General features: G+C 60.4%; 16 protein-coding genes. 6 read left to right on the top strand and 10 right to left on the bottom strand.

The window, feature by feature from the left end; genetic code table 11:
- Positions 1-71: 71 nt before the first annotated feature.
- Together ACZ5TB_RS17070 and ACZ5TB_RS17065 are read right to left on the bottom strand one after the other, a co-directional pair.
- Complete coding sequence (locus ACZ5TB_RS17070; protein WP_464792856.1) at positions 72-1,085, bottom strand: LacI family DNA-binding transcriptional regulator; 1,014 nt, start codon at positions 1,083-1,085, stop codon at positions 72-74.
- Positions 1,086-1,195: 110 nt separating this feature from the next.
- Complete coding sequence (locus tag ACZ5TB_RS17065) at positions 1,196-3,385, bottom strand: TonB-dependent receptor (protein ID WP_464792855.1); 2,190 nt, start codon at positions 3,383-3,385, stop codon at positions 1,196-1,198.
- Positions 3,386-3,789: 404 nt separating this feature from the next.
- Between ACZ5TB_RS17065 and ACZ5TB_RS17060 the strand changes: the two genes are divergently transcribed.
- On the top strand, positions 3,790-5,106 hold the full coding sequence (locus ACZ5TB_RS17060; protein WP_464792854.1) for an MFS transporter: 1,317 nt from the start codon (positions 3,790-3,792) through the stop codon (positions 5,104-5,106).
- A gap of 527 nt (positions 5,107-5,633) precedes the next feature.
- Here the strand turns inward: ACZ5TB_RS17060 and ACZ5TB_RS17055 are convergent.
- From ACZ5TB_RS17055 to ACZ5TB_RS17035, 5 genes are all read right to left on the bottom strand, one after another.
- Positions 5,634-6,293: a carboxymuconolactone decarboxylase family protein gene (locus ACZ5TB_RS17055; protein WP_464792853.1), complete on the bottom strand. Its 660-nt coding sequence runs from the start codon at positions 6,291-6,293 to the stop codon at positions 5,634-5,636.
- Positions 6,251-6,631, bottom strand: a complete 381-nt coding sequence (locus ACZ5TB_RS17050; protein WP_464792852.1) for a YybH family protein — start codon at positions 6,629-6,631, stop codon at positions 6,251-6,253. The genes ACZ5TB_RS17055 and ACZ5TB_RS17050 overlap by 43 nt, the downstream gene beginning before the upstream one ends.
- A 138-nt stretch (positions 6,632-6,769) precedes the next feature.
- A complete protein-coding gene (locus tag ACZ5TB_RS17045; protein ID WP_464792851.1) occupies positions 6,770-7,099 on the bottom strand; it encodes an NIPSNAP family protein in 330 nt (109 codons plus the stop codon).
- A complete protein-coding gene (locus ACZ5TB_RS17040; protein WP_464792850.1) occupies positions 7,096-8,244 on the bottom strand; it encodes a CaiB/BaiF CoA transferase family protein in 1,149 nt (382 codons plus the stop codon). Before ACZ5TB_RS17040 ends, ACZ5TB_RS17045 begins: the two co-directional genes overlap by 4 nt.
- A 1-nt stretch (position 8,245) precedes the next feature.
- On the bottom strand, positions 8,246-9,430 hold the full coding sequence (locus ACZ5TB_RS17035; protein ID WP_464792849.1) for an acyl-CoA dehydrogenase: 1,185 nt from the start codon (positions 9,428-9,430) through the stop codon (positions 8,246-8,248).
- A 99-nt stretch (positions 9,431-9,529) separates the two neighbouring features.
- Here ACZ5TB_RS17035 and ACZ5TB_RS17030 point away from each other — a divergent pair, with 99 nt between their 5' ends.
- The gene (locus ACZ5TB_RS17030) at positions 9,530-10,417 is read left to right on the top strand and encodes a LysR family transcriptional regulator (protein WP_464792848.1); all 888 of its coding nucleotides are present in this window, start codon (positions 9,530-9,532) and stop codon (positions 10,415-10,417) included.
- Positions 10,418-10,425: 8 nt separating this feature from the next.
- Here the strand turns inward: ACZ5TB_RS17030 and ACZ5TB_RS17025 are convergent, their stop codons facing one another.
- The gene (locus ACZ5TB_RS17025) at positions 10,426-11,241 is read right to left on the bottom strand and encodes a cytochrome b (RefSeq protein ID WP_464792847.1); all 816 of its coding nucleotides are present in this window, start codon (positions 11,239-11,241) and stop codon (positions 10,426-10,428) included.
- Positions 11,242-11,379: 138 nt separating this feature from the next.
- Between ACZ5TB_RS17025 and ACZ5TB_RS17020 the strand changes: the two genes are divergently transcribed.
- Together ACZ5TB_RS17020 and ACZ5TB_RS17015 are read left to right on the top strand one after the other, a co-directional pair.
- The gene (locus ACZ5TB_RS17020) at positions 11,380-12,249 is read left to right on the top strand and encodes a 3-hydroxyacyl-CoA dehydrogenase family protein (protein ID WP_464792846.1); all 870 of its coding nucleotides are present in this window, start codon (positions 11,380-11,382) and stop codon (positions 12,247-12,249) included.
- 275 nt (positions 12,250-12,524) lie between these two features.
- Entirely contained in the window at positions 12,525-12,767 is a 243-nt protein-coding gene (locus ACZ5TB_RS17015; RefSeq protein ID WP_464792845.1) for a hypothetical protein, read from the top strand.
- A 357-nt stretch (positions 12,768-13,124) separates the two neighbouring features.
- Here the strand turns inward: ACZ5TB_RS17015 and ACZ5TB_RS17010 are convergent, their stop codons facing one another.
- Together ACZ5TB_RS17010 and ACZ5TB_RS17005 are read right to left on the bottom strand one after the other, a co-directional pair.
- Positions 13,125-16,520, bottom strand: coding sequence for an acyl-[ACP]--phospholipid O-acyltransferase (locus ACZ5TB_RS17010; RefSeq protein WP_464792844.1), 3,396 nt, complete (start codon positions 16,518-16,520; stop codon positions 13,125-13,127).
- 24 nt (positions 16,521-16,544) lie between these two features.
- Complete coding sequence (locus ACZ5TB_RS17005) at positions 16,545-19,412, bottom strand: DUF2339 domain-containing protein (protein ID WP_464792843.1); 2,868 nt, start codon at positions 19,410-19,412, stop codon at positions 16,545-16,547.
- Positions 19,413-19,509: 97 nt separating this feature from the next.
- On the opposite strand from ACZ5TB_RS17005, the gene ACZ5TB_RS17000 reads away from it, so the two are divergent.
- Positions 19,510-20,109: a TetR/AcrR family transcriptional regulator gene (locus ACZ5TB_RS17000; RefSeq protein ID WP_464792842.1), complete on the top strand. Its 600-nt coding sequence runs from the start codon at positions 19,510-19,512 to the stop codon at positions 20,107-20,109.
- A gap of 28 nt (positions 20,110-20,137) precedes the next feature.
- Positions 20,138-21,280 (top strand): sterol desaturase family protein, encoded by a 1,143-nt coding sequence (locus ACZ5TB_RS16995; RefSeq protein ID WP_464792841.1) that lies wholly within the window; start codon positions 20,138-20,140, stop codon positions 21,278-21,280.
- Positions 21,281-21,321: the final 41 nt, after the last annotated feature.

Below are 21,321 nucleotides of genomic sequence, written 5' to 3'. Positions count from 1 at the left end.
GGAGTTCAATACTTCACCCCCCGGACCGCATCCATATGAGGGGTGCGGTCCTTTTTTTGGCCGACGTCCTATCAGGTTTTGATGGGGTGCGTGCTGCGGCGAACAATCAGCGTCGACGCCACAACCGAACTGTGTTCGACCATGGGAGACTTCTTGTTCTGCTTGTCTCGCAGCTGATCAAGGAACCAAAGAGCGCAGCTTGTGGCAAGATTCTCGACAGGTGGCCGAATAGTCGTGAGACCGCCGTGCCACCATGAGAACCATTCGGGATCGCCAAAGCCAATGAGCGAGGGGACATTCCTGTCCCAGCCGCGCGTCTCGAGCCATTCGATGATGCCGATCGTCACATTGAAGGCGCCTGAGATGATTGCCGTGGGTTGCTGGTCGAGCGACATGACCTCGTCCAGCGCCACGCGTCCGAATTCACGGGAGGGCGCTCCAACCCGGATGATGCATTCGCTGACGTCGAGTCCAGCCCTTTCACAACCAAGCAGGAAGCCTTCCCGGCGCGATATGCCGGTGGACAGCGATCCCTCACCGCCCAGATAGGCGATCCTACGGTGTCCGAGCGATGCAAGGTGGGCGACGGCTTCCTTGATCGAGTTTTCGTCGTCGATGCCGAACCAGGTATTTTCGAGCCCGTTCACGCGCCTGAGCAGCTGAACATGCGGAATCTGGCGAAGGAGTTGGAGGCTGGCACGCTTTGGCGAGGGCGTGGGCACGATGATGATGCCCGCAGCCTGGGCCGCGACGAGTTCACGTATGTTCCTGATTTCGTCGTCTTTGTCGTCGCGGGTGAGCGAGAGGACGAGGCGATAGCCATGGCGTCCACAGACATCGGACAGCGCCTGGGCTATCGTTGAATAGAAATCGTTGCTGATCTCGGGCACCAGAAGGCCGATCAGATTGCTTGTTCCCCCTCGAACGATGCGCGCGGCAATATTTCCAGCATAGCCGGCCCGGTCGGCCGCCTTGCGAACCTTCGCCTTTGTGTCTTCGCTAATTCGAGGATCATCCGCCAGGGCGCGACCAACGGTCGAGACAGATACTCCAACAGATTTGGCTATTTCTCGGGCTGTTACCATTCTCTCACCCTAGCAGTGCGAGGAATGTTCCGCAAAGCGATCGATGATCGACGCTTGCCGGCTTAAACGATGAGGCCGCTTGCAGCGCAAGCTGCAAGCGGCCCCTCCACTCAGAAGCGGTAGCCCAGCGAGGCTCCAAATGTGCGCGGCGGGTCATAGGTGCCCTGGATCGGGAAGCCCTGGAAACCGCTCGACACCTGGGTCGAAGAATAGGTACGCTTGTCGGCGATATTCTTGATCCACAGCGAAGCCGTCAGCCCATTCTCACCCTCGTAGCTCAGCGAGGCATTGTACTTCGTGTAGCTCTCCTGAGAGATTTCGGGTCGGTTGTAGAACGAAAAGTAAATCTGGCTGGTGTAGGCCACCTCGCCGCGCAAGCGTATGTCGCCGCCGCCAACCGGAAGCGAATACTGCGCCGCGAGGTTGGCCGTGTATTTTGGCGCCTGCGGCAGACGGTTGCCGGCGAGATTGATCAGCCCAAGCGTTGGCCGCGCCGAGTCTTCCGACAGGAAGCTTGTGAATTTGGCATCGAGGTACGAGGCGTTCCCCGACAGTTCGAAACCGACGAACGGCTTGATCGTGAACTCTCCCTCGATCCCGCGGACCCGCGCATTTGCGGCGTTTACGAGAACTGCGGCGGCATTGAGAATGCGCTGAACCTGCAGATCCTTGTAGTCGTAGTGAAAGATCGAGCCGTTCAGCCTCACGGCGCCATCTGCCAGCGTGGCCTTGAACCCCCCTTCATAGTCGGTCAGCTTTTCAGGCTGAACCGCTGGAGAGAAGCCCGCAAGGTTGAAGCCGCCCGACTTGAAGCCCTTCGCATAGGTTGCATAGAACATCAGATTGTCGGTTGCCTGCCAGCTCAGATTGAAGCGCGGCGTAGTCGAGCTGAAGGTCGCCGATGCATTCTGGAAACTGGTGTAATTTGGCTGAAGTCCAGGCGCATCGGGCGTGAACAGTTCGACGGCTCCGCGCTGGTCGATGTACTTCGTTTCACGCGAATAGCGCAGGCCGACCGAAAAGGTCAGGCCATCGATTAATTCGTAGTCGAGCTGGCCGAAGGCCGCGCCGGCCTCGGTCTTGAGATTGCCATTGAAGTGAAGGCCCTTGCTCATGAAAGCCGTGCTGAATGTCAGGACCGGAGCGAAGTTCGATTCGGCGTAGATCTTCTCATGGAAATAGTAGCCGCCAACGAGCCATTTGAGACGCCCGACCTGACCGTCTAGCCGCAGTTCCTCGCTGAATTGATTTGCCTTTTCATATGTTCTGATCGTCGACAGATCCGCCTGCGTGCCGTCATGATCGCCGCGAACATCCGCGCTGGAATTGCGGTAGCCGGTAACGGATGTGAGAGTAACGCCGCCCAGATCGGCGATCAGCGTCGCGCCGAGCCCCCAATTGCGGCGCTCATCATCCTGCCGAATATTGGCGAACGTATCGCGTGGGTTCGCCGGAAAGGTTCCTCCCAGAGATACGACTCGGGGGGGCGAGTCCGGATTTCCCTGGCCGACGAAGTGAATGGCGAATGCGGCATCGCTCTGGTAACTGTAGTCGGCCGACAGCAGCAACGAGACCGACGAAGACGGCTCCAGTCTGATCTTACCCCGCATACCAAGCGAATGCTCGTTGTCGATGTCTTGGCCGAGATTCAGATTTCGTCCATAACCGCTGCGGTCAGTCTTGGTGAAGGCAAAGCGCGCCGCCACGCCTTCGGTGACGGGTCCGGTGATCGCCCCCTCTTCCTGGAAGAGGCTATAGTTGCCAACCGTCGCCTTGACATAACCGCCAATGGTATCCTGCGGATCGTTTGTGATCACATTGATCGCACCGGCCGTGGCATTGCGACCATAGAGCGTTCCCTGGGGGCCGCGCACAACCTCAACACGGTTGATGTCGAAAAAGGTCGAAAGCTGCGAACTCGGACGTCCGATGTAGATACCGTCGGAATGGTATGCGACGCGTCCTTCCTGGCCACCGACGGTTGCGTCCAGACCCAGGCCTCGAATGGCGATTCGGGCGAAGCCAACCTGTTTGCCGAAATTCACGCTGGGCAGCGATGGGGCCAGACCTTCGAAGCTGGTGACCTGCCGATTCTGGAGCGCCTCGCCGCCAACGGCGCTGATCGCCAGTGGCACCTTTTGAACAGATTCGGAGCGCTTCTGCGCCGTAACCACGATTTCGCCTTCCGCGACACTGGCGTCGGCAGTCCGATCAGCTTGCTCCTGTGCATGTGCCGTAGCAAGTGAGGCGAAGGAAACCCCCGCCGCGATGGTAATCTTGAGTGCGCTCGAAAGTTTCATGTTCCTCTCCCTAAGCCAAGCCGCCCATTGATGGTCGAAGCTTTGGCGGTTCCGGCGGGACTCGCGCCCTGCAGCACCGTGTCTTTCGTTGACTGGGGCGGGTAAGTCAACATAATTATGCTATCGTTAGCAGAATCTGCGTGCCGGTCGCATTTGGAATGCGGCAGCTAGTGGTGTCAACAATGCCAACAAATTGAGCGTAAATGTCGGAAAGGGATCATTATACCTACGGGGCACGATCGCACAGGGACCGTCGCCTTATGACTGAAATCAAATTCTCATGCTATCGTTTGCGCTTGCAATCACGCTTGGATGCGAGTGATATGCTCGCCGATTCGCAATGGTAGCCGACACATCCGCTCGGATGGGGCAGCACCTTGAAAACAACTCGGGAAGGGGATGCAATGTCGAATCCGCAGTTTGTAACAGCAAGCGATCTAGTGAACGCCAACCCTTTGTCCCGGCTTCAGTATCTGGTGATAGGATTCTGCTTCGCAATCGTGTCGGTCGACGGGTTCGACACCGCAGTGATCGGCTTTTTGGCGCCAAAGATCGCGGCAGAATGGCAATTGCAACCGCAAGGCCTGGCTGCCCTTTTCGGGGCCGCTCTGTTCGGGTCCATCGCCGGATCCGTAATCTTCGGGCCGATTTGCGACTATATCGGCCGGACACGTACCCTGGTTGTCGCCACCTTGATGTTCGGGATTCTCACTGTTGCCGCGGGTCTTTCCCAGAATCTGACGCAACTCATCGCGCTACGGTTCCTGGCAGGGATCGGCCTAGGAGGTGTCCTTCCCTGCGCCATCGCGTTGACGTCCGAATATGCTCCGGCGACCAGACGGTCTGCATTGGTCAATGCCATGTTTTGCGGTTTCACATTAGGCGCGGCCACCTCCGGCCTTATCGCCGCTTGGCTCATCCCGGTGTTCGGTTGGCGGATGGTTTTCCTGGCCGGCGGCCTGGTCCCGGTGACATTAGCGATCGTTTCCCATTTCATTCTGCCCGAATCGCTCAGCTTCCTGACCGCAAAAGGTGGACGGGAAGATGAGATACGTGCTGTTCTGGCCAAGATCACTCCAGGCGGTGTGCCCCTGGATTGGTTGCCGCAGTCCGAAGTCGTTTCTGCAGGAACGCCAGCGACCGAACTGTTCGCGGTACGTCCTCTTTCCGGAACATTGCTGTTGTGGCTCACCGCGTTCTGCGGCTTGATGTCGATATACCTTCTCAACAGCTGGATGCCCCTGCTCCTTACCCAGCAGGGCTATTCCATCAGCCAAGCCTCCGTAATCGGCGCGATGTTCCAAGTGGGTGGGACTCTCGGAGCAATCTTCCTCGGCATCCTGATGGATCGGAAGAAACCCAATCGGGTGATCGCGATCGCGAGTCTTCTGGCCGGCTTCTTCCTTTTCGCGATCGGATGGTTCGCGGGGCAGCCAGTTCTTCTCGCGGGAGCACTTTTTTGCGCGGGGGTTTGCATTCCGGGCGCTCAAGTCGGATCCTCCGCCTATGCCGCAACTTGGTATCCGACACGTGTTCGTGCGACCGGGATCAGTTGGATGAGCGGCATGGGCCGCGTGGGATCACTTATCGGCAGCGTCGGTGGAGGGGTGTTGGTCAGCATGGGGCTCGGCATCGGCGGCATTCTTGGCCTTCTGGCAATACCCATGACAGTGGTTGCGGCCGCAATGGCCTTTCATGAGCGCATTTCTTACAAGGACTAGGTGCTTGGACAGGTTTGCGGCTAGGCTAATCCCAGTTGTCGATCGTGTCGCCTGCGATAGTTCTTCACGGGGTTCGCCCGGCGAGGCCCGAGCGCGGAGACCGGCCATTGTAATAGGCGATCTAGCGATCAAGGCCAGCTTTCAGCTTCGAACCGGTCTCGAAGGCATGGAGACAACCCGACGCAGAAGCCGACAGGTCAGCACTGTGCGGATCGCCCAGTCCATGATCGCGATCAGGTACCGGAAACCGCGCCAGGTTACATCCGCGCACCACATGTGATTGGATCGCCAGCTACGACGCCATTGCTTACAAGCAATATTGGGCCGTCGAACGCTTCTTGGCCAAGCTCAAACAGCGGCGCTGCATCGCAACTCGATACGACAAGCGCCCCGGCTTCATCAAAAACGCGCCATCATCATGCTTCAGCCCAAATGATAAATCGTCACTACAGCCTAGCGCGCCTCACATGTTTCGAGCGCCGCTCCAGATGCGGCGCTCAATCATCTGCCCTATCGGCTTCACCCGATCAGAGCCTCACCAAATCCGCTTCGATCGGCAAGCACGCGGGTCCGGTGACGCGGGCCGACATATTGTACCAGCCGATCGTGAAAAGCAGGGACAGCATCTGTTGATCGCCGAGGTTGCTGTGGACTTCCGACCAGATTTCCGCGCCCACCCCTTCGGGATCCCGGGTTGCGTCACGCGCCAAGCGAAGGACTGCCTTTTCCAGCGCCGAAAATTCCTCCGAAACTTCAAATTCACCAATGAGCGCCAGCTTTTCAGCCGGAACACCCAGTCGCCTCGCAATGTTCCAGTGGCGAACCTGCTCATAACGGTTGCCCAATGACTGGCATGTCATGATGACCGCAAGTTCACGAAGCACAGGATCGAGACCATAACCATCGCGCACGGCGTCTGCCATGTCGAGAAAAGGCTTCAAGATATCCGGGCAATTGGCAAGCAGCGCGAAAACATTGGCATCCGCCACGTTCCTGCGCCGTAGATCGAGAAGCTCGAAAACTTCGGGAGCGCTGCCACGCCGTACGAGCGGCAACCTGCATTGCTTATCGTCGGAATTCATTGCGATGTTCTCCATCTTTGGCCGAGTCTTACTCCCTTGGGATCCCGGCATCCATGACAGTCCTATTGAGATGTCGAACAGGCATGGAAATGAACGATTTTCCACTCGCCTTTCCGCCTGTTCAAGACCGTGGTGGCGATGAGAGTGCGATCTTCGCTAGACCCGTCTTCGCGAGGCATACGATTGATCTGCGGCCCCGAGGCGATCGCAACGTCGCCATAGACGCGGATCGACATCTCGCCACGCCAGCATTGGCGCGGCGCGTTCATGAAGGAAACCAGTGCTCCGGCCTTGTCATCGATCCGTCCAGTGATGTGGACATGCGCATAATCGTCACCGAGTAAGCGGCCAAATCCATCGATATCATTCGAACTGATGAGTTCGCACCGCGCGTCTTCAATAGCGTGTACCGCTGCTATGTCCATTTGCATGTCGTTTTGCATCGACAATGTCCCCTATGCTGTTTGTGCTCGACCCGTAGCCTTGGGCAAACATAGCATCTGCCGCCGCACTCCCGGCAGAACTTTCGCTTCGATCGCGGTGCCGATCCGGTCGGACCAGGACCATGTTCAGGTCGAGGATCACACGACCCTGCAGGCTTGGGGTTCGACGAAGAATGCGGGATTGAGGATGACGGATTCCATGCGTTCGATCATCTCGAACAGCTTCGGAACTACTTCGCGCCACTGACTGTCGGCGTAGAGAGCCGCCCGCCGGGCCGCCCGATCGTTGGCATCCGCATAGGCCCACATATGCATGATTTGATTGAGCTCCCCCGTTTCGGAGAAAAAATATCCAAACGGCTGCCCGAGGTGCCGAATTTGTGCTTCAAGCCCTTCGGCCCTGTACAGAGCCAGATAGTCGTTCACTCTGCCGATCTTGAGCGTATAGATGCGCTGTTCGACGATCATTGCATGTCTCCAAACTGAAGCAAGGCCGCCTCACCCAGTTTTGGCGAAACCCTTGGATGGGCGAGATCCGACCGCGAAAAGCGAATTGGCAATCGCACGCCGGGAATGCCGACACCCCCTTCACCGCCCATCATGAGCATCATGCCACGGCTAACGATTTGCGGGTCGGCGAATGCATCGGCGACCGTATTGATCGGACCCGCGGGCACTCCTGCAAGTTCGAGCTCGGCCAGGAGGGCACCTCGCCTCCATTGTCGTGTGCGGGCTGCAACAAGCGCGCTAAGTTCGATGCGATTTTCGATGCGCAGCGAATTGGTCGCGAAGCGGTCCTCCCTGGCAAGTCCGACAATAGCGCAGAACCTGCGGAATTGTTCGTCATTTCCGATCGCGAGGATGATCCAACTATCTTGGGTCGGATATGTTTCATAGGGGGCTATGTTGGGGTGCGCATTGCCGAGACGTTTGGGAGCAGAACCAGATATCAGATAGTTCATCGCCTGGTTTGCCAAGGTGCCGACCATCACATCGAACAACGCCATATCGACATGTTGGCCCATCCCGCTCTGCTCCCGCTCGGCTAGGGCAGCCTGGATGCCGATTACCGCGTAGAGCCCGGTGAGAATGTCCGCATAGGCAACACCGATTTTTTGCGGTGCCCCATCGGGTTCACCTGTCAAATCCATGATGCCGCTCATCCCCTGAACGATGAAATCATAACCGGCGCGGTGCGCGTAGGGGCCATCTTGGCCAAATCCGGTGATCGAACAATAGACGAGGCGAGGGTTGACTGCGCTGAGCGAAGCGTAATCTAGACCGAACTTCGCCAGTCCGCCAACCTTGAAGTTCTCGATGACCACGTCGGCGGACTGCGCTAGCTGGCGGGCCTGGACTCTTCCGCTTTCTTCGGCGAAGTCTATTGTCACGGATCGTTTGCCGCGGTTCGTGGCATGGAAATAGGCCGCGTCCCCGCTGCCGTCCGCATGCTCAACGAACGGCGGCCCCCATTTGCGCGTGTCGTCTCCGGCCGGACTTTCGACCTTGATGACCTCCGCGCCAAGATCAGCAAGGATCTGACCGGCCCACGGGCCGGCCAGAATCCGGGCGAACTCAACGACCTTGATGTCGGCAAGCGGAGTTTGGGTCATCCTAAAAGGCTGCCAGCCCGGTGATCGCGCGCCCGAGAATGAGGGCGTGAACGTCGTGCGTGCCCTCGTAGGTGTTGACAGTCTCCAGATTGACCATGTGGCGGATGATCTGGAATTCTTCCGAGATGCCGTTGCCACCATGCATGTCACGCGAAACGCGGGCGATATCAAGCGCCTTCCCGCAGTTATTGCGCTTGATCAGCGAGATCATCTCAGGCGCGAAGGCGCCTTCATCCATCAGTCTGCCGACACGCAGGCTTGCCTGCAGCCCGAGTGCGATCTCCGTCGCCATGTCAGCCAGTTTCTTCTGGTACAACTGGGTCGCGGCGAGCGGGCGGGAGAACTGCCTGCGATCCAATCCATACTGGCGCGCCGCGGCGTAGCAGGATTCCGCGGCCCCCATCGCACCCCAGGAAATCCCGTAGCGAGCCCGATTGAGGCAACCAAAAGGCCCTTTGAGACCTTCGACATTCGGCAACAGCTTGTCTTCCGGTACGAAGACATCGTCCATGTTGATCATGCCGGTGATCGACGCTCGCAGGCTGACCTTGCCCTCGATCTTCGGTGCGGAGAGCCCCTTCATTCCCTTGTCGAGTATGAAACCGCGAATGGCGCCACCATGCGCTTCGGATTTTGCCCAAACGACGAACACATCCGAGATCGGTGAGTTTGAGATCCAGGTCTTGTTCCCGTTGAGGCAATAGCCGCCATCGACTTTCACGGCGCGAGTCCGCATCCCACCAGGATCGGAACCCGCATCCGGTTCGGTCAGCCCGAAGCACCCGATCCATTCGCCGCGCGCGAGCTTGGGCAGATACTCCATGCGCTGTTCTTCCGAACCATAGGCATAGATCGGATACATGACGAGACTGGACTGCACCGACATCATCGACCGATAGCCCGAGTCCACTCGCTCGACTTCGCGCGCAACGAGCCCATAGGCGACATAGGAGGCAGCAGCGCCGCCATAGGCCTCTGGAAGAGTGATGCCGAGCAACCCCTGTTCACCCATTTCAGCGAAGATCGCCGGATCGGTATGTTCCTTTGCGAAGGCCTCGATCACGCGCGGTTGCAGGCGGTCCTGGGCGAAGCTCCGCGCCGCGGCCGCGATCATTCGCTCGTCTTCGGTCAGCAGGCCCTCAAGGCCCAAAGCGTCTTCCCAATCATACCTTGCCAGCTCAGCCATCCGTTTTTCCTTCTCGTGACCTGCAAAACCTATCGGGCGCTTTGATTTCTTAAACTGAGAAAAATTGTATTTTTAATCTCAATATGAGATCAAATTGTCATGATTGATCCTGAAAGCCTGAAAGCCTTTGTGGCTATCGCCGAGCTCCAACATTTCGTGCTTGCCGCTGACCGCCTCGGCGTCGCTCAGTCGGTTGTGAGCAAGCGGCTCAAGCGGCTTGAGGACCAGATTGGAACCCGTCTGGTGGACCGCGGCAAGCGGAACAAAGTGCGACTGACCCATCCGGGTGAACTCTTCCTGCCCGAAGCACATGCAGGTATTGCCGCACTCGAGCGAACCGAAGCGCTCGGGCGCAAATTCGGCAGGGGCACTGCAGGGCCAGTCAGGATCGGCTATGTCTTTTCGGCGATCATGGCAGGCGTGCTGCCCAACATCCTTCGCCTCCTGCGATCTCACCTTCCTGAACTGGAGGTAGAACCCGTTTCGCTCGAAACGCCGGAGCAGATTTCTGCGGTCGATGATGGAAAGATCGACTTCGGCATCATCAGGCCGCGACCCACATACCCTGTCGGGACACTGGCCAGGACGATACACGCGGAAGACGTCGTAGTGGCCTTTGCTCCTGATCACTTTCTGGCCGGAGTGCATCCGCTGCGCGCGCGCGATGTCGTGGAGCACCGCATAATCGTGCCCCAGTTCCACGAGGAAGTCGGGTTGATCGACATCATCCGCGGCGTTGCAAGGACTGCCGGGTCGCCGCTGCCCCCTATTCAGCGAACCACCGATTTCATAACCGCTGCGGGCCTTGCTGCATCCGGAACAGGAATTGCGATCGCTCCCAGATCCCTCGCCCGACTGAACCTCCATAACCTGTGCTTTCGCGACATCTCGGACCATAGCGCGCGCTTGGAACTCGTCCTTATAGCCCGGTCCGACATACCGTCGGCGATCAGCAACGTGCTGTCCGGTTTCCCGTCAACCAGCTGACACGGAGACTATCTCGTCCCAGTTTGGCCTGCCTCGGCCCTTGTCGCAGGCGGGGACGGAGGGGAGTTCTTCATCCAGCCAAGCGTCCCAAGCGCGGCAAGGACCAGGCAAGCAATCAGCCATATCTTGAGTCTGGCCAAGCCGAGCAACGGTAGCGTCGGCTCGGAATCAGGGCCGTCTCGGTGTCGCAGACCGGGAAGCATATGTGACAATACATCGTCCCTATTGAGGAAATGATGCTTCATCGAAGCTGCGACATGCAAGACGATCAGGGCGAGGAGGCCATAGGCCAGCCACGCGTGAATACCGCTAAGGTGGAACGACAGGGTTCGCCGAACGCCTGCTTCGGCCTCAGAGATGAAGTTTGCATAAGGAACTGCAAATTGCCCGAAGAAGAGCGTGCTGGCCTTGAACTCCTTATCCAGCGACTCCGCCCATTCGGTCGAAATATACAACCAGCCTGTCAGCGGGATGGCGACGAGCAGCAAATAAAATAATGCCTGCGCAATGAGAGCGGCAAGTCGCTCCCAGTTCGCCATGCCGACGGGCAGGCCAGGTGCCTTGCGGCGGAGTCTGAGGGCAATACGCGCTAGCGTGATGGCAAAAACCAGCATGCCAAGCGACTTATGGAACTGGAAAATCGGGAATGCGGATTTCATCCGTGCCGGATCCCGGATCAATTCGAGCATCCACCAGCCTGTCCCGATCAGCACGATCACAACCAGTGCGGATATCCAGTGGAATGCCATCAGACCGAACGAATATCGCTTGGGCGCCATGGCACTGGATTCGGGACGCTCCACAACGATTTGATCTTCAGGCATTCTCGCCTCCTGTTTTGACAGCGTGCGCGCCCGTCCTGCGCTTCAAAGGCTATCCACACACCAACTTATATGCTAACGATAGCACAGGTTGTGATTTGATCAAGGCCGCAATGGCCATTAGTTTCAAGGAGGTGTGTAGTGCAGACTATCGGCGTAATCGGGGCAGGCCAGATGGGTATCGGTATTGCTCAAACGGCCGCGCATCATGGTTACAGCGTACTGCTGTCGGACCTCGATATCGAACGTGCCGAAGCCGCAAAGGCGATGATCGCCGGATCTTTGCGCAGGCTCGAGGAACGGGGGAAACTGGATGGCCTGACGGCGGATGAAATTGAGCACAGAATCACGCCGGTTGCTGGATATGGCATATTTCGCGACGCTTCACTGGTGATTGAAGCAGCCACGGAACGCGAAGCGGTCAAAGCGGCAATTTTTAAAGATGTGGCGCCGTTTCTTGGGGATGGCGCAATTCTGGCAACAAACACGAGTTCGATCCCGATCACCCGGCTCGCTGCGAGTGCGAGAGACCCTAGCCGTTTCGTGGGCCTTCATTTCTTCAATCCAGTCCCCCGGATGGGTCTGATCGAAATCATTCCTGGAATGGCGACCAGCCAAGCCACTGTCGAATATGTTGTCGGGTTCGCTGAATCCTTGCAAAAGCAGCCCATTCTATCTCAAGACGAGCCGGGTTTCATCGTAAACCGCCTTCTCTTGCCGATGATCAACGAAGCCGCATTCGTGCTTGGCCAAGGGACGGCCGGAACGGCTGACATCGACAAGGCCTGTGTCCTTGGTCTCAATCACCCCATCGGGCCACTGCAACTCGCTGATTTCATCGGACTCGACACCTGCCTGGAGATTATGCGATTGCTGCAAGAAATGACCGGAGATCCAAAATATCGCCCGGCGCCGTTACTGATAAAGCTTGTGGAAGCCGGGTGGTTCGGCCGCAAATCAGGGCGCGGCTTCTATGAATATTGCGGAAATGAACCCGTCCCCCTGCGGTAACATTCCCTATGCCCTGGCCGCCCCTTGTCTTGCGGCCCACTAATCCGCTTCTGCACCATGGCACTAGGCTCGGGAATCGTTAAGCGGTTTGCTCTTCGGGGCTTCTCACCTCTTGTTCCGACGGCGCGACAATCGACATCAACCCAGCCCTCGCGGTTCTAAGGCTATCCATATGCCATCCTAAATGCTAACGATAGCACATTGCGATTCGATCAAATCCGGTCGAGGCCGCGCTTGCTTCAAAGTAGTTTTTTCGGAACGAAAAGGATACCAGTATGCAGACGCAAAACAACTCAGAGGCCAAGGCGGGTCCCAAAGGCTGCCAGGAAGTGGACAGAAGATTGGTAGCGCGGGTCGAGGCTATGGTGACACACCGCACCGACGAGGCGCTGAATGCCCGTTTGGGTATCAGCTATAATACTTGGCGCAAGCTGATCGCTGGACAACCTGTCCGAACCTCATTGTTAACCCGCCTAGAGGCGAAGCTGAACATGCTCGAGGCGCAGGAGCATGGCTGAAAGGTAAGCCAGCTCCTCCGTCAGCACCGGCATGGCAGGCGCGGCCTCGGGCTGCAAAAACGGCAACGCGGAGCGAGGTCGACGAGATCCGTCTGCGGCATATGTGTGCCTCGCCGCCGCAGCCGAGATGGCGCGGGTTTGAGGGGAGCCTGAACGGTTCCTCATCTGGTGCGGCGTCGGCTTCGAGCAGCGCCTGTTGTATATTGGCGCTGCTCCCCTGTGTCGGAATTCGGCAACAAAGCGGTTGTTCGCGGCGCTCCGCGAGGCCGTCGAAACCGGCCTTTCATTCACGGGCGAGTTATGAACCCTTCAGGCCGTGAGCAGACTTTCTCGAGTTTAGCCACATTCGGCCGACCCTTAACCTGTCGCCATCTGGGTCATTAACGCATAATCTGTCTTACCCGTACCCAGCAGCGGTAGCGAATCCAACACCCTGATCTCGCGCGGCAGTGCCAACTCGGTCACGCCATTGGCCCTACCCCAAGCCTGCAACGCCGCCGCCTTTGCATCCCGCGCGGTGGTGAACAGCACCAGCTGCTCCCCCTTGCGCGCATCCGGGCGGGTGACGACCGCATGTTCGGCTTCGGGCCAAAGCGTCGCGACATAGCCCTCCACCGCAGGCAGCGAGATCATCTCGCCACCGATCTTGGCGAAGCGCTTGGCGCGGCCCCGGATGGTGACAAAGCCCTGCTCATCGATGGTGACGATGTCGCCGGTGTCGTGCCAGCCTCCCTCGGGCGGTTGCAGGATGCCGGGCGTGTCGGCCTTCATATAGCCCGCCATGATATTGGGGCCGCGTATGGAGAGCCGTCCGCCCTCGCTGATCCCGGGCACACTGTCCAGCCTCGCCTCGACCCCCGGCAGCAGGCGGCCGACCGACCCGGCGCGGTAATGCATCGCCGTGTTGACGGCGATCACCGGGCCAGCCTCTGTCGCGCCATAACCCTCCAATATCCGCAGCCCGAATTTCTCGGCATAGATTTTCCGCGTCTCGTCCCGCACCCGCTCAGCCCCCGCGAAGATGTAGCGCAGCGAGTAGAAGTCATAACCATGCGCCATCCGCGCATAGCCCGACAGGAAGGTGTCCGTCCCGAACAGGATCGTCGCATTCGCGTCATAGGCGAGCGCCGGCACGATCCGGTAGTGCAGCGGACTGGGATAGAGTAGCGTCCGCACGCCATGGAAGATCGGCAGCAAGGTCCCGCCGGTCAGCCCGAAGCTGTGAAACACCGGCAGCGCGTTCAGCACGACGTCCGACGAATTGAAATCGATCCGCGCCGCCAGCTGCCGGCAATTGGACAGCAGGTTGCGATGCGTCAGCACCACGCCCTTGGGTAGGCCTTCCGACCCGGAGGTGAAGAGGATCACCGCCGCATCATCGGGGGAAATCCTGAGCTTCCCATGCATCCTTCCGGCAAAGCGGCTGGCGATCAGCCCACGCAGCTTCGCACCCGCACCGATGGTCGCACCCAAATCCTCCAGCCAGATAAAGCCGATTCCTTCCGCCTCCAGCCCTGTGATCACATCGCCAAGCTTCCCCTGCTCGACAAAGGCGCGCGCGGTGACGATCGTCCGGATCTGGGCCGCAGTGCAGGCCGCCTTCAGATTGGCGAGGCCCGCCGTGAAATTCAGCATCGCGGGCACGCGCCCGCCCGCCTGCAGGGCAAAGAAGGCAACCGCCACACCCGCAACATTGGGCAGCAGCACACCCACCGCCTCACCCTGCCGCGTCGAGCGGCCCAAGGCCCGCCCTAGCACTAGTGCCCCCGTAACCAGCCTTCCGTAACTCAGCGGCTCGCGCTTCACATCCTCGACCACCAATGCCTTGGCGCCATGGACATGCCTCGCTTCGAGCAGCGCCTCGAACAGCGTCCGGTCCGTGTCCGACGTCGCGAACATCATCTGGCTCATCTCGTCATAGAGCCGTCGCCCGGCGATCGCCCGCCGCGCCCGCGCCGTCATCTCGCCTTCTATGGTGAAGCGGCGTGGTTCCAGCACGGTCAGGATGATCTTGGGGAAACGCCGCAACCGCACCTTCCCCTTCAATCGCGAAAATGGCGTGAACTGGGCGCCATCGATCCGCACGGGGATGATCGGCGCGTCGGCCTTGTCCGCGACCATGCCGGGGCCATCGAAGACCTTCATCAAGGTGCCGGTGACAGTGATCCGGCCTTCGGGGAAGATCACCAACGTCCGCCCCTCGCGTACCGCCTTGACCATCGCTTTGGCCGACAGGGGATTGGTGGGATCGACCGGAAAGGCATCGAACAGCGGCAGGAAGGGCTTCACCCACCAGGCCTTGGCGATCCGCGTATGCACCGCAAAGGTCGGCTTGCCGGGGAGGAAGGCGGCCAGAAGCAGCCCGTCAAGGAAGGACACATGGTTGACGACCACCACCGCCGGTTCCCCAGCGGCGGGCATGTTCCGAGCGCCATGCGCCTCTACACGATAGCAGAGCTTCAGCAGCCCGCGCACGATCGCCTTGATCACCGTCTCCGGCAGCAGCCAGCAACTGATCAGCGCCACCGCCAAAGTCGCAAAGCCCATCACCCCGATGATGCCGGGTACGCTCTCGCCCCGCGCCAGCATCGACGTCACCGCCGAGACGACCGCCACCGTCGTCGCCGCATTGACGATATTGTTTGCCGCGATGGTGCGTGACCGCTCTTCGCGTGGGCTGTGCGTCTGGAGGATGGCATAGAGTGACACGATGAACATCCCGCCCGCAAAGGCGATGCCGGTAAGATCGACCATGATCCGCCAGCTTCCAGGCGAGCCCACGAATTGCGCAATCCCGGCGCCCTGATGCACAGGTACAAAACCACTGGTCGATAACCAAAGATCGATCATGAACCCAGCCAGCGCCAGCGCCGAAACCGGCACGAACCGCGCAGACACATGCCCGCCCAGCAGCCGGTTCACCAGCATCGATCCCAGGGCGACACTGATCGAGAAGATCAACAGGAACAGCGTCGCGACCTCCTGCCTGGCCTTCAGCACCCCGCTCACCAGCGGCGCAAATTCAGCCAGCAGAACCGCGCCCACGGCGAAAAACCAGCTGATGCCCAGAATCGACAGCCAGACGCCCCGGCCATGCCGCGCGGCCTTCAGGATATGCCAGGTGCTCTTGAACACATTGCGCTCGATCCTGAGGCCCGGCGCTACCGCTGGCGCGGGCGGCACGGCAAGGCTGATGAGGAAGCCGAAGATCGCGACGCCGACAGCCACAAGGCCCGCCTCCCAAGGCGCGATAACCCCCGCCAGCAACTGCCCGCTCAAGATCGCGAGGAAGGTTCCCGCCTCGATCAGTCCGGTCCCGCCCATAATCTCATGCGGATGCAGATGCTGCGGCAGGATCGAAAATTTGACCGGCCCGAAAATGGTCGAATGCAGCCCCATCAGGAACAGGCAGGACAGCAGGATCGGCACCGATTGTAACCAGAAACCTGTCACGGCGAGGGTCATGATGACGACCTCCGCCGCCTTGACCACGCGCACCAGCTTTGCCTTGTCCCACGCGTCAGCCAATTGACCGGCAAGCGCCGAAAAGAGGAAATAGGGCAATATGAAAAGGCCTGTGGCGATCGTCGCCAGCATCTCCGCCTTATCCGGCTCGGCACGATAGAGGCCGAAATTGGCGAGGAACAGCAGCGCGAACTTCAACAGATTGTCGTTGAACGCGCCCAGAAACTGCACCACGAACAATGGCGCGAAACGGCGTTTACCCAGCAAAGACAGATCAGGTGCGGACATATTCTTACCCCCGTCCTTCAGCCATTATGCGGCATTTGTCGCAGAGTTGTTAACCGGTTCGCGCAGCACGCGATTATAAAGCCATCCGATCCCGATCAGGCTGAAGCCCAAGGCCAGGAACGCCCCGATCCGCAGCAGCCCAGAGAGGCCCGACGCGTCGAGTAGAAATACCTTGGCAACGGCGCAGAGCATCAGCAGCAGCGACGCGATGCGCCAGTCATGCGCTTGGGTACGGATGCCCCAAAGCAGGAAGCCGATCGCCAACCCCAGCGCAAGTACGGAACGCAGGATGTCCTCAGCCTCACCCAGCCCCGGCACGGTCAACACCGACCCCACGAACATCTGCCGCACGCTGGCCAGCGCAAAGAGCGCGATCAGCAGCATTCGCAATATATCCGCAGGCCGCTGCAACAGCTCCTTCCTGCGCTCGACCAACCCGACCGCCACAAAGGGCAGACCGAACGCCGGCAGCAGCAGATTAGCGACCGGCCAGTCCCCAACCGCCTGAGCAGCCCAGAGCGGATCATGCAGCAGGACCGTATAAACCAGCGCATGGCCAAGGCCCACGCCGATTAGCCCAAGCGCTACTCCGCCCGATTTCGCCCACCGCCAAACGCCAAAGCCCAGGCCAATCAGCACAGCCTCCCAAATCACCCTCTCAGCTAGGGCCAGGCGCACCACGTCCGCGTCATTCACCAGCCCAAAGATCTGCTTGTAACCGATATGGATCGCGACTCCGCCCATCACCGCCGCTGCTGCAAGGCCCCCCTGCCGAACCGGCAACGGTACGGCCCCACCAATCCGCCACAGAGCGACGCCCAAAAACAAAGCCGGAACCGCGAGCCGTCGCAACGCCTCTCCAACCTGCGGCAAGCCCGTCACCAGCATCGGCTCCCCCGCCAGCGACATCAGCGCATGGCCAGACCAGACCGCCAGCGGCCGGACCGCCCACAGCAACGAAATAGCGGCCATCACACCCAGCGCAGGGAGCCACCGCCGCGCGCCTTGCGCCAGCATAACCAGCCCCAGAGCCACCGCCACCGGCAACCAGAGCGCGGGCATGATCTGCGCCACCGCCCCATAACCGAGCAGCGCTGCAAAACCTTGCGCCACCAGCCGCCCCTCGCCGAAACGTGCGCGCCAGCCGAACAGGACCGCCATCAGAGCCACCGCCAGCCAGCGCAGCCCCGCCTCGGCGGGCACGACAGCGTCACCCCAAAGCCGCGCGACCTGAGCGAAATCCCATCCGACCAACGCCATCACTGCGCCCAGCGCAAACGCCCAGCCGCTCCACTCGACGCGATGGTCCCCCGCCCGTTCCGCCAGCATCAGCAGACCCGCCGCCACCGCCGCCATGACGATGGCCAAGACCCATCCCGCCAGACCGAAGTCGCCCGCCGCGACCAGCAATGCCGCCGCTGTCGTCGCAAGCAAGGCAAAGCGCTCATCCTGCCGGCGCTCGGCACAGTTCCAGCCCAACATCATGGCCGCGACCGGCATGGCCGTGATCGCCAGGGCCAACAAGGCAAAGTTGCCGTCCGCTCCCATCTGATGGAAATGAACAACACTGACGAGCAGGCCACCCAAGGCCAGCCCAGCGACCTGTCCGGCCTCCACCAGCCCCCCGTCCGTGCGCCACAACCGTCCCAACGCCGCCCCGCCATAGATCGCGCCCATCGCTAGCATCACCAGCGCAAAGCGGCCCATTTCCGGCTCCGGCCAGATTCCGGCGAGCAGCAACGCGACACTCAGTCCGACCGCGCTCAGGGGCCGCAAGGCCGCATCGCGCCCTAGCCAGACCAGCGCCACAGACAGCAGAGCAAATAGGCCCCAATGCAGCATCGCAAAACCGCCGGTCGCGACCAGCGCCGCCATCTGCGCCGCTGCCACCACAGCAGCAGCTATGCGCACAACAGTCCCTCGCGTCCCCGAAAAGGCCAGCAATGGGAGGCCCACGCCCAACGCCAGCAGCAGCAGCCCGACCGACAGCGAGGAGGCCCAGTCCAGAGCCCCCATGACCAGCAGTGCCACGCCCCAACCGGCTCCGCCGATCAACGCACTCACCCCCAGCCACATCCAGCGCTGTGTCCGCGAGAGCGCGCACAGGCCGCCGACCGCTAGTGCCAGGTAGCAACTGAGCAGGGGCACATTGGGCGACCCCGCCTCGACCAGCGCGGGCGCGGCCAGACCGCCCACAAGCCCCAGCAGCGCGCTCGGCGCCCCGAAACGTAGCGACAGCCCCATGGCGAGCGCCGTCACGCCCGCCAGCCCGGTAAAAGCCGTTCCCGGCCCGACAAGCCCATAAAGCCCGTGCGCGGCCAATATGCTGACATAGAGCGTCGCCAGCCCCGCTCCGGCCAGCGCCTGCCGCACCCGAGGATCGCGCACCCGCGCCTCCTGCCACAGCGCGGCTTCCGCTCCGCCGATCAACGCCGCGCCGAACAGCAGGCCCAACACGATCCGCACCACAGGGGACAACAGCCCCGCGTCGATCGAATATTTGACCAGCAGCACCCCGGCCACGGCCAGCGTCACCCCGCCCGCCCAGATCGGCAGCCGCCGCCCGAACAGCTCCTCAAAGCCGAAGGAGGGGCGCGATGGTCCAACCGATGCGGCGGCGGGCTCCGGGGCAGCCTCCGGCTCCGCTTCGACTGGCTCTTCCACGACAGGTGCAACCGGCTCGGCTGGAGGCGCAATGGGCGGCGCAGGCGGGGTCGGCCGCTCACGTATCACGATGACAGCGGATCGCACGGCCTCGTCTGCCTGCTCGCGCGGCTGCGGTCCACCCTCCAGCATGGCCAACCGTTGCTCGGCAGCCGTCAGCCGCGCCCTCATGTCGAACAGCATGATTCCGAAAATCAGCAGAACAAGCGCCACCAGCATGAGTCGCATTCCTCGAAGCGGAGAATGTGCCGTCGCTATCGCAAAATTTTACGCTGTTCAATAAAATAATTAGACACTGTTCAATTGTGCCGCTATCGAGCCCTTCATGGGAAGACGCTCCGACCACAGCCGCGAAGAACTGAACGCGATGATCCTCGCCCAAGGCCACCGGCACATGGCGGAGGTCGGTTTCGCACGCTTTTCCTCGCGGGAGGTAGCCAAGCGGATCGGATATTCGGTAGGCACGCTCTATAATGTGTTCGGCAGCTATGATCGGCTGATCGTCGCGATCAACACGCGCACCTTCGACCTGTGGTCGGCCTTTCTGGAGGCGCGCCTAGCCGGTAATCCACCGGATCGGATCGCCGCGTTGGTCGATGGCTATTTCAGCTTCGCTCGCGAGAATATGAATATCTGGATGGCGATCTACGACCACCGCCTGCCATTGGGCGTGCCGATGCCGGAGGACTATGCCGGGCAACGCGCAGGCCTGACCGAAGTCGTGGTGCGCGAAGTCGCCGCCGTCCTGCCACTCCAAGGCCGCGACATCGCACCGCGCCTCGCCCGCTCGCTGGTGGCTACCGTGCACGGTCATTGCACCTTCGCGCTGAACGGCAGTTTCGCCTTGCTCGGCGAAAGCGATCCGCTCGACATGGCCATCACCCGCGTCAAGGAATCCTTGAGGGCGGCGGGGGCAAAGCTCTAAACAGAGACTCACAAGGGGAACAACCGATATGCCAAGCTGGTTCGAAGAGCTGGAACATGATCTGCAATCGCCGTTGGCGGTACGGCGGCTAGGCAGCGGATGGTTTTCGGGCTTTTTCGGGCTGTTGCTCAGTTTCACCGGCCTGTGCCTTGTCGTGGCCCTGCGATGGCCCGACTGGTTCGCCACGCCCGAACTTGCAGCGCTGCATAGCTGGTGCGGCCTGCGTCCGCTGGTTCATGGCTTTCTAATCGGCGGTTATGCGTTGGCTCTTCTCAGCTTGCTCCTGCGCCCGCGCAAGGCGATCGGGGCCACTGCGCTGATCATCGCGCTGCTTGCCACCCTGCTCGGCGGCGCGGAGGTGCAGCCGAGCGAAACCCATGATTGGGGCATCTTTTTCGGGCTGGATTTCTTTGCGGTCAACATGGTCGCCACTGGCCTGATGTTCGCGCCCATAGAGCGACTTTTCCCTCACAAGGCGCAGCAGCGCCTGTTTCGTCAGGAATGGCGCGAGGACCTGTTCTATTATCTTCTCAGCTCAATGCTGGTGCAGCTCATCACCTTCCTGGCCCTCGCGCCATCCAGCTATATCAATGCGGCCACAACCGGCCTCGCAGGTATCCGCGCCATGGTCGCCAGCCAGCCCTGGCCGCTTCAGTTCCTTGAAGTCGTGATCCTGACCGATCTCGTTCAATATTGGTTCCACCGTGCCTTCCATCGTGTGCCCTTCCTTTGGGGTTTCCACGCGGTCCATCATTCGGCCAAGGCGATGGATTGGCTGGCGGGTGCGCGCATGCATTTCTTCGAGATCATCGCGCTGCGCGGCGTTACGTCGTTGCCGCTATTGACCTTCGGCTTCTCGCCGCTGGTGATGCAGGCCTATATCGGTTTCGTTTATATCTACTCCTCGCTGCTCCACGCGAACCTGAAGGGCGACTTCAACCGCCTGGGCCAAGTGATCGCAACGCCCCGCTTCCACCATTGGCACCATGGGATAGAGGCCGTGGCAGTGGACAAGAATTTCGCTATCCACCTACCGCTGCTCGACCGTCTGTTCGGCACCTATCATCTTCCCGACGGCGAATGGCCCAATGGCTACGGCGTGCCCGAAAAGGTGCCGCAAGGATACCGCGCGCAATTTCTTTATCCCTTTCGACGCACACAGGATGCGTAGAGGGATGACCTTCGGGTTACACAGGAGGGCGCTGGGCGCGG

Source organism: Sphingobium sp. TomTYG74 (assembly GCF_055393875.1).
The sequence above is the reverse complement of the archived record's forward strand: the minus strand, read 5'-3'. Positions and strand labels throughout refer to the sequence as shown.